10 protein-coding genes are annotated in these 13295 nt (G+C 45.8%); all 10 read left to right on the top strand.

Translation table 11 applies throughout. The annotated features are described in order from the left end of the window. The first annotated feature begins 1 nt into the window (after position 1). Entirely contained in the window at positions 2 to 2416 is a 2415-nt protein-coding gene (gene bamA / locus WJM94_RS14585; protein WP_444494921.1) for an outer membrane protein assembly factor BamA, read from the top strand. Between the two features lie 13 nt (positions 2417 to 2429). After that, positions 2430 to 2939 carry an OmpH family outer membrane protein gene (locus tag WJM94_RS14580; protein WP_444494920.1) on the top strand — a complete coding sequence of 170 codons (510 nt, stop codon included), beginning with the start codon at positions 2430 to 2432 and terminating at the stop codon, positions 2937 to 2939. 6 nt (positions 2940 to 2945) lie between these two features. Continuing rightward, a complete protein-coding gene (gene lpxD / locus WJM94_RS14575; RefSeq protein ID WP_444494919.1) occupies positions 2946 to 3977 on the top strand; it encodes a UDP-3-O-(3-hydroxymyristoyl)glucosamine N-acyltransferase in 1032 nt (343 codons plus the stop codon). Between the two features lie 173 nt (positions 3978 to 4150). After that, positions 4151 to 4603 carry a 3-hydroxyacyl-ACP dehydratase FabZ gene (fabZ, locus tag WJM94_RS14570; RefSeq protein ID WP_444494918.1) on the top strand — a complete coding sequence of 151 codons (453 nt, stop codon included), beginning with the start codon at positions 4151 to 4153 and terminating at the stop codon, positions 4601 to 4603. Position 4604: 1 nt separating this feature from the next. Next, complete coding sequence (lpxA, locus tag WJM94_RS14565; RefSeq protein WP_444494917.1) at positions 4605 to 5393, top strand: acyl-ACP--UDP-N-acetylglucosamine O-acyltransferase; 789 nt, start codon at positions 4605 to 4607, stop codon at positions 5391 to 5393. A 111-nt stretch (positions 5394 to 5504) separates the two neighbouring features. Further along, positions 5505 to 6644, top strand: coding sequence for a lipid-A-disaccharide synthase (gene lpxB, locus WJM94_RS14560; RefSeq protein ID WP_444494916.1), 1140 nt, complete (start codon positions 5505 to 5507; stop codon positions 6642 to 6644). Between the two features lie 9 nt (positions 6645 to 6653). After that, complete coding sequence (gene rnhB, locus WJM94_RS14555; protein WP_444494915.1) at positions 6654 to 7307, top strand: ribonuclease HII; 654 nt, start codon at positions 6654 to 6656, stop codon at positions 7305 to 7307. 99 nt (positions 7308 to 7406) lie between these two features. After that, on the top strand, positions 7407 to 10886 hold the full coding sequence (gene dnaE / locus WJM94_RS14550) for a DNA polymerase III subunit alpha (RefSeq protein WP_444494914.1): 3480 nt from the start codon (positions 7407 to 7409) through the stop codon (positions 10884 to 10886). Between the two features lie 46 nt (positions 10887 to 10932). Then, entirely contained in the window at positions 10933 to 11892 is a 960-nt protein-coding gene (gene accA / locus WJM94_RS14545; RefSeq protein ID WP_444494913.1) for an acetyl-CoA carboxylase carboxyl transferase subunit alpha, read from the top strand. An 86-nt stretch (positions 11893 to 11978) separates the two neighbouring features. After that, on the top strand, positions 11979 to 13295 hold the full coding sequence (gene tilS / locus WJM94_RS14540) for a tRNA lysidine(34) synthetase TilS (protein ID WP_444494912.1): 1317 nt from the start codon (positions 11979 to 11981) through the stop codon (positions 13293 to 13295).

Genomic DNA, 13295 nt, shown 5'->3' with positions numbered 1-13295 from the left:
TATGGCGATTAAGCGAATTCTATTTGCAAGTTTACTGGCGACCAGTGTATCTGCAAATGGGGCAGAGAACTTCGTAGTTCAAGATATTGAAATCGATGGATTGCAGCGTGTTGCATTGGGTGCTGCGTTGCTGAAAATGCCTGTACGTGTCGGTGATACCATTGGCCAAGGCGATGTAGCAGAGATTATTCGCGCACTGTACGCATCTGGTAACTTTGAAGATGTGAGAGTGAAGCGAGATGGCGACGTTCTTGTTGTTCAAGTAAAAGAACGCCCGACAATTGCAAGCATCTCATTTTCAGGTAACAAAGCAATCAAGGACGAGCAGCTACAAGAAAACCTGAACGCATCAGGCGTGCGTGAAGGTGAAGCGCTTGACCGTACTACTCTGAGTAACATCGAAAAAGGCTTGGAGGACTTTTACTACAGTGTTGGTAAATACAACGCGACAGTAAAAGCGGTAGTCACGCCATTGCCTCGTAACCGTTCTGATCTGAAGTTTGTCTTCACCGAAGGTGTGTCGGCAAAAATTCAGCAAATCAACTTTATCGGTAATGAAGTCTTTTCGGACGAAGAGCTCTTGTCCCGCTTTAACTTGAATGTTGATGTGCCTTGGTGGAACTTCCTTGCTGATGAAAAATACCAAAAGCAAGTACTTGCTGGTGATATCGAAGCGCTGAAATCTTTTTATCTGGATCGTGGCTACCTGAAATTTAACGTTGATTCAACACAAGTCGCAATCTCGCCTGACAAGAAAGGGGTATATATTACTCTTGGCTTAGAAGAGGGTGAGGTATATACCGTAAAGGACGTAAAATTCCGCGGTGAGCTTGTTGGTGAACAAGATACGTTCGAAAGCATGGTGCCATTCAAGAGCAATGAGACCTACAACGGTTCGCTTGTAACGTCAATGGAAGAGGGTATTAAGCGTGTGCTGGGCGAGTCTGGTTATGCGTACCCACAGGTAAACACCATTCCTGAATTTGACGATGAAAACAAACAAGTATCGTTAGTGGTTAACGTTGATCCGGGCAACCGAATTTACGTTCGAGATATTCGTTTTACGGGTAACAACTCGACAAAAGATGAAGTACTTCGTCGTGAAATGCGTCAGATGGAAGGCAGCTGGTTAAACTCGAAGTCGATTGAAACTGGTAAAACCCGTCTGAATCGTCTTGGTTACTTTGAGAATGTCGAAGTGCAAACGGTTCGTGTACCTGGCAGTGATGACCAAGTAGACCTAGTTTACACAGTAAAAGAAGCAAACTCAGGTAGCGTGAACTTTGGTGTTGGCTATGGTACTGAATCAGGTGTTAGCTTCCAGGTAGGTTTACAACAGGACAACTTCTTGGGTAGTGGTAATCGCGTCGGTATTAACGCAATGATGAACGACTACCAAAAGAACATCAGCTTGGATTATCGTGACCCTTACTGGAACCTGGATGGTGTTAGTTTGGGTGGTAAGATCTTCTACGATGAGTTTGAAGCATCTGAAGCGGGTATCGTTGACTATACCAACCAAAGTTACGGTGCTAACTTGACATGGGGTTTCCCTTTCGACGAATTAAACCGTTTTGAATTCGGCATTGGTTACACTCACAACAAGATTGGCAACTTGTCGCCATACCTACAGGTTGAACAGTTCTTACGTGCTCAAGCGGACAATATCGATTCTAATGGTTCTTTGAATACCAACGACTTCGACATCAATATTTCCTGGACGCGTAACAATCTAAACCGCGGTTATTTCCCGACAGCAGGTAACCATCAACGTGCCTCCTACAAGATGACCGTACCGGGCTCTGACGTTCAGTACTTCAAAATGCAGTATGATGTTCGTCAATACGTTCCCCTTACTGAAAAGCATGAGTTCACACTCTTGTTCCGTGGCCGCTTAGGTTACGGGAACGGATATGGCGAAACAGATGGCCATGACAACTTGTTGCCATTCTACGAAAACTACTACGCGGGTGGCTTTACATCACTTCGTGGTTTCGGCTCTAACTCAGTAGGCCCGAAAGCGGTTTACCGCGATTATTCGGGCTCAAACAATGGTGCTGATACGGCAACAGATGATGCTGTTGGCGGTAACGCTGTCGCCTTAGCTAGCCTCGAACTTATTGTTCCGACGCCGTTTGTCTCGGATGAAGTTCGTAGCCAAATTCGAACCAGTATCTTCTTCGATATGGCGAGTGTTTGGGATACAGAATTTGACTACCGCAGCTCAGGTGCGGAATATGGTGATCGTTACTACTACGATTACTCAGATCCAACCAACTATCGCTCTTCTTACGGTGCGGCGTTGCAATGGATGTCTCCAATGGGGCCACTAGTTTTCTCACTAGCGAAACCAGTTAAGAAATATGATGGCGATGATGAAGAATTCTTCACGTTCACTATCGGTCGAACCTTCTAATGAGGATAATATTTTGAATAAAATGATTAAAGCGGCTGGGATTGGCCTTCTAGTACTTGGCTCATCAATGTTTGCAAATGCTGCAGAAGCTGCTCAAAAAATTGCTTACGTAAACACGGCTCAAGTTTTCCAAGCACTTCCTCAGCGTGAAGTTGTTTTGCAAAAAATGCAGAAAGACTTTAAAGGTAAAGCCGATGAACTTAAGAAAATTCAAGCTCAGGCTAAGACGAAAATCGAGAAGCTACAACGTGATGGTGAGCTTTTAAGTCAAGACGAAGTTGAAAAACTACGTATCGATATTGCAAAACTAGACAGTGAATACAAAGTGAAAGCTCAGGCTTTAGACAAAGCAAGCGCTCGTCGTGAAGCGGAAGAAAAAGCGAAACTGTTTAAAACGATTCAAGACGCTGTGGCAAAAGTCGCTGCGAACAAAGGTTACGATCTAGTTATTGATAGCTCTATGCTTCAATTTGCTAAGCCAGAATACAATATCTCTGAAGACGTAATTAAAGCCTTAAAATAAGAAGTTATGAAGACATTAACATTAGCCGAGTTGGCAACAATTACTGGCGGCGAATTAATTGGTGACGGTACACTTGTTGTTAACCGTGTAGCTCCGATGGATAAAGCACAAGAGGGTGATGTTACCTTCTTGTCTAACCCAAAATACGCAAAGCATCTAGCCGAGTGCAAAGCGACAGTAGTGATGGTGAAGGCGGATCACAAAGACCAGTGTACTGGTAATGCGCTTGTGGTTGCCGACCCATATGTCGCTTTTGCTCGTGTTGTTCAAGCGATGGACACTACGCCAAAGCCTGCTGAAGATATTGCACCAAGTGCAGTGATCGCGGCAGATGTGAAAATGGGTAAAGACGTTGCAATTGGCGCTAATGCAGTCATTGAAACGGGGGTAGTGCTTGGTGATAACGTTATTGTTGGTGCCGGGTGCTTTATCGGTAAAAACGCAAAGCTAGGTAATAACACCAAGCTTTGGGCTAATGTTACTATCTATCATGAAGTTTCATTGGGCGATGATTGTTTAGTTCAATCAGGTACTGTGATTGGTTCGGATGGCTTCGGTTATGCAAATGAGAAAGGTGAGTGGATTAAGATCCCTCAACTAGGCTCTGTGCGTATCGGAAACCGTGTTGAGATTGGAGCATGTACTACAATTGACCGTGGCGCATTAGAAGACACTATCATTGAAGACAATGTAATTCTTGATAATCAGCTTCAAATCGGTCATAACGTTCAGATCGGATATGGTACCGTGATGCCTGGTGGTACTATTGTCGCGGGCAGTACCACAATCGGCAAGTACTGCCAGATAGGCGGCGCGTCGGTGCTTAACGGCCACATCACCATCGCAGATGGTGTCGCTATCACCGGTATGGGCATGGTAATGCGCAGTATCGAAGAAAAAGGCCTTTACTCATCGGGCATCCCTCTACAAACGAACAAAGAGTGGCGTAAGACCGCAACCCGAGTTCACCGTATTGACGAGATGAATAAACGCCTCAAAGCAGTTGAGAAGCTGCTGGAACCGAAAGAAGAATCTTAGTTCCATATTCTGAACAAAGACTCGCGAAATGCGAGTCTTTTTCTTCTATAATGACGCGCTATTAGTATATTAAATACCAAGCTGGTACACACTTTGCAGGCACTTCGCAGAATTGCGGCCTTTGCCGCTGCCTGACCATCTTGGTTATCGAGAATTGATATAGGAAGACGACTTTGACTACTGAAAAGAAAACGATGAACATCTCTGAGATTCAAGAGCTACTACCTCATCGCTACCCATTCTTATTGATCGACCGAGTGATTGACTTCCAAGAAGTGAAGTACCTTCACGCAATTAAAAATGTGTCGGTTAACGAACCTCAGTTCACAGGTCACTTTCCTCAACTGCCAGTATTCCCAGGAGTTTTGATTCTGGAAGCTATGGCTCAGGCTACTGGCCTGTTAGCATTTAAATCATTTGGCGCACCAACAGAGAATGAACTGTATTACTTTGCAAGTGTTGACGGTGCGAAATTCCGTAAACCCGTAGTTCCAGGCGACCAAATGATTATTGAAGTAGAATTTCTTAAAGAGCGCCGCGGCATTGCTGCATTTAGTGGTGTGGCAAAAGTTGACGGCGAAGTAGTATGTTCAGCTGAGCTGAAGTGTGCTCGTCGAGAGTTTTAATATGATTCATGAAACCGCTAAAATCCACCCAGCAGCGGTGGTAGAAGAAGGCGCAAAAATTGGCGCTAATGTGACAGTTGGACCATTTACCTACATCACCTCAACGGTTGAAATTGGTGAAGGCACAGAAGTCATGTCTCACGTTGTAATCAAAGGTCATACCAAAATTGGTAAAGACAACCGCATTTTCCCGCATGCTGTCATTGGTGAAGAAAACCAGGACAAGAAGTACGGCGGCGAAGATACCACTGTGGTTATCGGTGACCGAAATGTGATTCGCGAAGCGGTTCAGGTTCATCGCGGTACTGTTCAAGACAAAGCCACCACAATTATTGGTGATGATAACCTTCTATGTGTGAACGCTCACATCGCACATGATGTTGTTGTAGGTAACCACACGCACATCGGTAACAATGCGATCCTTGGTGGTCACGTAACTGTTGACGATTACGCTGGTGTTATGGCGCTGTCTGCAATTCACCCATTCTGTACGGTTGGTGCTTACGCTTACGTTGGTGGATGTTCTGCTGTTGTTCAGGACGTACCTGCCTACGTATTAGCTCAAGGTAATCATGCCACGCCGTTTGGTTTGAACTTAGTCGGTTTGAAGCGTAATGGCTTCGAAAAACCTGAGATTCGAGCACTGCAAAAAGCGTACAAAGAAATTTACCGTTCAGGTAAAACTTTGGAAGAAGTGAAACCTATTTTGGCTGAAATGGCACAAGAGTTTCCAGCAGTGAAGCGTTTCTCTGATATTTTGGAAATCACGGAACGTGGCATCATTCGTTAATTTACGAGTGGTCAAATAATCTGAAAAGATCGCGCCCGAACTGGGCAGCGATCTTTTTGTGTTTTATGGATAGTGAATCCCATTATCCATAGTGCATAGAACGGGAACGATATGGAAAAACCATTACGTATTGGCATTATTGCCGGTGAACTTTCGGGTGACACGTTGGGTGAAGGCTTTATCAAAGCCGTAAAAGAGCAGTACCCAAACGCAGAGTTTGTGGGTATTGGCGGCCCTAAAATGATTGCTCAAGGATGTGAGTCCCTCTTCGATATGGAAGAGCTGGCCGTAATGGGCTTAGTCGAAGTTCTCGGGCGTCTGCCTCGCTTACTAAAAGTCAAAGCTGAACTTGTTAAATACTTCACACAAAATCCGCCAGATGTTTTTGTCGGCATTGATGCGCCAGATTTCAATTTACGTTTGGAATTGGATCTGAAGCAAGCGGGTATCAAGACGGTTCATTATGTGAGTCCATCTGTCTGGGCTTGGCGTCAGAAACGTATTTTCAAGATTGAAGCGGCCACCAATCTGGTTTTAGCATTTCTGCCGTTTGAAAAAGCGTTTTACGATAAGTTTAATGTGCCATGTGAATTTATCGGTCACACATTAGCGGATTCCATTCCTCTTCAATCTGACCAAGCTTCAGCACGAGAGTTATTGGGACTAGAGCAAGATAGAAAATGGTTAGCCGTTCTACCGGGAAGTCGCGGAAGTGAATTGAAAATGCTCTCGCAACCGTTCATCGAAACGTGCAAGCTGCTACAACAGAAATATCCAGATTTGGGCTTTGTCGTCGCATTGGTAAATCAAAAGCGTCGTGATCAATTTGAACAAGCGTGGAAAGAGCATGCACCTGAGCTCGACTTTACTCTGGTCGATGATACAGCACGGAACGTGATTACCGCTTCCGATGCCGTGATGCTGGCGTCAGGCACCGTTGCACTGGAATGTATGCTGCTTAAACGTCCTATGGTCGTAGGTTATCGCGTTAATGCCTTTACCGCATTTTTGGCAAAGCGTCTGTTAAAAACCAAGTATGTATCGCTGCCGAACATTCTGGCTGACGATGAGTTGGTTAAAGAGTATCTGCAAGATGATTGCACGCCAGAGAACTTATTCAAAGAGGTCGCGCGATTATTGGAAAGCGACAATCAGCCGATGCTAGATAAGTTTACCGAAATGCATCACTGGATTCGTAAAGACGCGGATCGCCAAGCCGCAAACGCGGTATTAAAACTGATAGAGAAATAGAGAATTCCCATGGTTGCGAAAGCTAAGTCTACCAAAACCAAGACGACGAAAACAAAAGTCGAATTTCCCCCGTTTGAATATCCGCAAGGCTACCAGTTTATCGCGGGTGTTGACGAAGTAGGACGTGGTCCTTTGGTCGGGGATGTCGTGACCGCTGCAGTGATTTTAGACCCAAATAATCCCATCGAAGGGCTAAATGATTCTAAGAAGCTCAGCGAGAAAAAACGTTTAGCGTTGCTGCCAGAGATCAAGGAGAAAGCACTTGCTTGGGCGGTTGGGCGTTGCTCTCCAGAAGAGATTGATGAGCTAAATATTCTTCAGGCGACCATGGTGGCTATGCAACGTGCAATTGCTGGATTAAATCTCCAACCCGAGTTAGTGCTTATCGATGGCAATCGTTGCCCTGAGCTGCCAATGGATGCGCACGCAGTGGTGAAAGGTGACCTGCGTGTGGCTGAGATCAGTGCAGCGTCTATTATTGCTAAAGTAGTGCGTGATACCGAAATGGAAGAGCTAGACAAGCTACATCCACAATTTGGTTTTGCTAAACACAAAGGGTATCCAACTAAAGCGCATTTTGAAGCGATAGAGCAGCATGGCGTTATCGATAAGCATCGCAAGAGCTTCAAGCCGGTAAAAAAAGCACTCGGAATCGTTGATTAACGCATCATTAATTAACGAGTAGTATTAAGGAGATAGAGGTGTTATAACCCGCTTCCTTAAAAGAATTTCAACCCAAAAAGAGTTACACGGTACCTGTTAATGTCAGATCCCAAGTTCATCCATCTTCGTGTTCACAGTGATTTCTCGATGGTGGATGGTATCAACAAAGTTCCACCGATAGTTAAGAAAGTCGCTGAGCTTGGTATGCCTGCGATGGCATTGACCGATTTCACTAACCTGTGTGGTTTGGTGAAGTTTTATGGCACAGCGCATGGCTGCGGTGTTAAACCGATCATCGGTGCAGATTTCAAAATGCAATCTGATGAATTCGGCGAGGAACTGACACAGCTAACGGTACTGGCTGCAGATAATGTCGGTTACAAAAACCTGACGTTGCTTATCTCAAGGGCTTATTTGCGGGGGCATGTTCAACATCAGCCTGTTATTGATAAAGCGTGGCTGGCGGAAATGTCAGAGGGTATTATCGTTCTTTCCGGTGCTAAGAACGGTGATATTGGCAAGGCGTTGCTTAAAGGCAACCGCAATTTAGTCGAAAGCTGTGTCGAATTTTATAAAAAGCATTTCCCAGATCGCTTTTATCTGGAGCTTATTCGTACCGGACGTCCAGACGAAGAAACCTATCTGCACTTTGCTGTTGAACTTGCAGAGCAAGAAGAGTTGCCTGTTGTTGCGACAAACGAAGTGGTTTTCTTGAGCGCAGATCGGTTTGATGCTCATGAAATTCGAGTCGCTATTCATGACGGCTATACATTGGAAGACCCGCGTCGGCCAAAGAACTACAGTCCGCAGCAATACCTTCGTAGTGAAGAAGAGATGTGTGAGCTGTTTGCTGACATTCCTGAAGCACTAGAAAACAGCGTTGAGATTGCGAAGCGCTGTAACGTTACCGTGCGTTTGGGTGAATACTTCCTGCCTGCTTTCCCGACAGAAGGGATGGCAGAGACCGAGTTCTTGGTCATGAAGTCACGAGAAGGTTTGGAAGATCGACTGGAATTCCTGTTTCCGGATGAAGAAGAGCGTAAGAAGCGTCGTCCAGAATATGACGAGCGTTTACAAATTGAACTCGATGTAATCAACCAAATGGGCTTCCCGGGTTATTTCTTGATCGTAATGGAGTTCATCCAGTGGTCGAAAGACAATGCGATTCCGGTCGGCCCAGGTCGTGGTTCGGGTGCAGGTTCTTTGGTGGCTTATGCTCTAAAAATCACGGACCTTGATCCACTTGAATATGACTTGCTCTTCGAACGTTTCTTGAACCCAGAACGTGTATCGATGCCCGATTTTGATGTCGACTTCTGTATGGATAAGCGTGACCAAGTTATTGATCACGTTGCCGAAATGTATGGTCGAGATGCGGTATCTCAGATCATTACCTTTGGTACCATGGCGGCAAAAGCGGTAATCCGGGATGTAGGTCGTGTACTTGGTCACCCATTCGGTTTTGTAGACCGAATTTCGAAGTTGATCCCGCCTGATCCGGGGATGACGCTGGAGAAAGCGTTCAAGGCTGAGCCTGCATTACCTGAGCTGTACGAGGCCGATGAGGAAGTGAAAGAACTCATCGATATGTGTCGCATACTGGAAGGGTGTACGCGAAACGCGGGTAAGCACGCTGGTGGTGTTGTTATTTCACCGACCACGATTACGGACTTTGCACCGATTTATGCGGACTCAGAAGGGCACTTCCCGGTTACTCAGTTCGATAAAAACGACGTTGAAACCGCTGGTTTGGTTAAGTTTGACTTCTTAGGTCTGCGTACACTGACCATCATTGACTGGGCACTTGGTCTGATTAACCCGCGTTTAGAACGTGAAGGTAAGGCCCCAGTGCGTATCGAGTCGATTCCACTTGACGATTCGGCTTCGTTCCGTTTGTTACAAAACTCAGAAACAACAGCGGTATTCCAGCTCGAATCACGTGGTATGAAAGAGCTGATCAAGCGACTTCAGCCTGACTGTTTTGAAGATATTATCGCACTGGTGGCCCTGTTCCGTCCGGGGCCGTTGCAATCAGGCATGGTAGATAACTTTATCGATCGTAAGCATGGTCGAGAAGCTATCTCTTATCCTGATGAAAAATGGCAACATGAATCTTTAAAAGAAATACTCGATCCAACTTACGGCATCATCCTGTATCAAGAACAGGTTATGCAGATCGCACAGGTTCTATCTGGTTACACCTTGGGTGGTGCGGATATGCTACGTCGTGCGATGGGTAAGAAAAAACCGGAAGAGATGGCCAAGCAGCGTGCGACTTTTGAAGACGGGGCCGTGAAGAATGGCGTCGACGGCGAGTTGGCGATGAAAATCTTCGACTTGGTAGAAAAGTTCGCCGGTTACGGCTTTAACAAATCGCACTCAGCTGCATATGCGTTGGTTTCTTACCAGACATTGTGGCTAAAAATGCACTACCCAGCTGAGTTTATGGCTGCGGTAATGACCGCCGATATGGATAACACCGAAAAGGTGGTTGGTCTGGTAGACGAATGTTTTCGTATGAAGCTTACGGTGCTGCCACCGGATATTAACTCGGGATTGTACCGTTTTAATGTTGATGAAAACGGAGCAATTGTTTACGGTATCGGTGCGATTAAAGGGGTCGGCGAAGGACCGATTGATGCAATTCTGGAGGCGAGAAACAAAGGTGGTCACTTTAAAGACCTGTTTGATTTCTGCGCTCGCATCGATCTTAAACGTGTTAACAAGCGTGTTATTGAGAAACTGATTTACGCCGGTGCTTTGGACCGACTCGGACCACACCGTGCGGCAATGATGGCGTCGTTAAATGATGCAGTAAAAGCTGCGAGTCAGCATCACCAGGCGGAGGCGTTTGGACAGTCTGATATGTTTGGTGTATTGACAGATGCGCCAGAGGAAGTAGAAAACAAATACACGCAAGTGCCACCTTGGCCAGAAAAAGTATGGTTGGAGGGTGAACGCGAAACTCTCGGTTTATATTTGACCGGACATCCAATAAATGCGTATTTGAAGGAACTAAACAAATACACCAGTTGTCGACTAAAAGACGCGACCCCGACACGTCGCGATCAATCGGTGACAGTAGCAGGTTTAGTGATAGCAGCTCGTGTTATGACCACCAAGCGTGGAACGCGCATTGGTATCATGACGCTGGATGACCGAAGTGGTCGAATGGAAGTCATGTTGTTCTCCGATGCGCTTGATCGGTATGCTGAACTTCTCGAAAAAGACAGAATTTTGGTGGTTTCCGGACAGGTCAGCTTTGATGACTTCAATGGTGGCCTTAAAATGTCGGCGCGTGAAGTTATGGATCTCGGCAGCGCGCGTGAAAAATACGCTTGTGGTCTGTCGGTATCGATTGATGCAAATCAGATCAATGATCAATTTTTTGATCAGTTTAGTCGTATTTTAGAGCCGCACAAGTCCGGAACCGTACCCGTCAATGTATACTACCAGCGTGCCGACGCCAGAGCGCGGTTAACATTGGGCACCGAATGGCGAGTAACGCCAAGTGATACATTAATAGACAATTTGAAACAGTTACTTGGAACTAACCAGGTAGAACTCGAATTTAACTAAAAATTCAGCGCGATATGTTAGACGCTGAGTCAACAAGGATTCATCGATGAGCCTAAACTTTCTTGAATTTGAAAAGCCAATTGCAGAATTAGAAGCGAAAATTGAAGCCCTACGCGATGTATCTCGCCATGGTGGTGATGCTGCGATTGACCTGGATAAAGAAATCGAACAGCTTGAGAAGAAAAGCCAGGAACTGAAAAAAAAGACATTCAGTAATTTAGGCGCATGGGAAACAGCTCAGCTGGCTCGTCACCCATTACGTCCTTACACGTTGGATTACATCAAACACGTCTTCGAAGAGTTTGATGAGCTTGCGGGTGACCGTGCTTTTGCTGATGATAAAGCGATTGTAGGCGGTATTGCTCGCCTTGAAGGTCGCCCAGTGATGATCATTGGTCATCAAAAAGGTCGTGAGACGAAAGAAAAAGTAAGACGTAACTTTGGTATGCCAAAGCCTGAAGGTTACCGTAAAGCATTACGTTTAATGGAAATGGCTGAGCGTTTTAACATGCCAATCATTACCTTCATCGATACCGCTGGTGCTTACCCAGGTGTTGGTGCAGAAGAGCGTGGTCAATCTGAAGCTATCGCGAAAAACCTAAAAGTGATGTCTGGCCTTAAAGTACCAGTAATCTGTAACGTTGTCGGTGAAGGCGGTTCAGGTGGTGCACTAGCGATTGGTGTAGGCGACTACGTGAACATGCTTCAGTACTCAACGTACTCGGTAATTTCTCCAGAAGGTTGTGCTTCAATCCTATGGCGTGACTCAGATAAAGCACCACAAGCGGCAGAAGCTATGGGTCTTACTGCGCCACGTCTTAAAGAGCTTGAACTTATCGATGAAATCATCGAAGAGCCACTAGGCGGCGCACACCGCAACCATGTTGAGATGGCTGAAAACATGAAAGCAACGCTACTTCGTCAGTTGGAAGATCTAGAACAGCTTGATGACGAGTCGCTACGCGAACGTCGTTACCAGCGTCTGATGAGCTACGGTTACTGCTGATTGTTAGCTGATATCTCGTAAGATAACGGATAAAATAGAAAGGGTTGGATTGAGTCCAACCCTTTTTTGTATCGCTCGGATTGATTATGGAATCGCTTTATCAGCATTTTGCCCACGTGATGGCGACGTATTATGTGCCTCAGACTAAAGTTGTTTTAGCCTTTAGTGGAGGAGTGGACTCCCGCTTGTTACTAGAGCTGCTTAGTCGCTACCAACAGGAGCATGCAATCCCGTGTCATGCGGTGTATGTTCATCATGGATTAAGCGGTAACGCTGATGACTGGGCAGACAAGTGTCAGTTATGGGCTCAGCAAGCCGGTATTTCATGTTCGATAGAACATGTCAGCTTAGATACCCATAGTGGTGAAAGCATCGAATTACTTGCTCGAGAAGCGCGTTACCAAGCGTTGGCCGAATACATTGATAACGGTGATCTTCTGCTGACCGGGCAGCATGCTGACGACCAAGTGGAAACTTTTCTTCTTGCTCTCAAACGTGGTAGCGGACCAAAAGGATTGTCATGTATGGCAGAAAGTATGCCTTTTTCTGCTGGCACTTTGATTCGCCCGTTATTGACGACTCGTCGTGTCCAAATTGAGACAATTGCACGGTCGTTAAACCTAGAATGGGTTGAAGATGAAAGTAATCAGGATACGCGCTATGACCGTAATTACCTGCGCCACCACATCGTTCCTGAGTTGTCTCAACGCTGGCCGAGTATTCACCAGGCGGTTCAACGCAGTGCGTCTCTATGCGCTCAGCAAGAAGCGTTGTTAGATGAATTACTTAATGACGTGTTTTGCCGCGCGTTGCAATCGGATCTCAGTTTAGACATAGCAGAGTTAGCGTCACACAGTGAACTTGCCCGAGCGCGTTTGATTCGTACGTGGCTCGCTAAGCAAAATGCTCAAATGCCATCTCAAGTACAGCTTGGCTTAATTTGGAATGAAGTGGCATTAGCACAACAAGATGCCAACCCAAAATTTAAGCTAAAACAGGGGGAAGTACGCCGTTTTCAGAACAAACTGTACTGGGTAACTGAAGCAATAGATGTCGTAGACTGGCAGAGCAAGATTCACATTGATTTAGCGCTTATTCTTCCGGGGCGTTTGGGAGAGCTGATTTTAAGTTCGAGCTCAAAACAACCAACCATTGCCTTGCCTCCTCAACCAGAACTGCTGAGCGTCACGTTTAATCCAGAGGGACTGTCGGCGCATCCTGCAGCGCGCAATCACAGTCGTAAACTGAAAAAACTGTTTCAAGAGTACAATGTGCCGAGCTGGTTGCGTCGCCAGATTCCAATTCTGATGTATCAAGGTCAAGTGGTTGCCGTAGCCGATTTGTTTGTTGATAAGGCGTTTTGTGGCCAAGATTGTGAGCTGATATGGCGTAAGCCTCTGTAA

Source organism: Vibrio sp. YIC-376 (assembly GCF_052353105.1).
Lineage (GTDB): Bacteria > Pseudomonadota > Gammaproteobacteria > Enterobacterales > Vibrionaceae > Vibrio.
The sequence above is the reverse complement of the archived record's forward strand: the minus strand, read 5'-3'. Positions and strand labels throughout refer to the sequence as shown.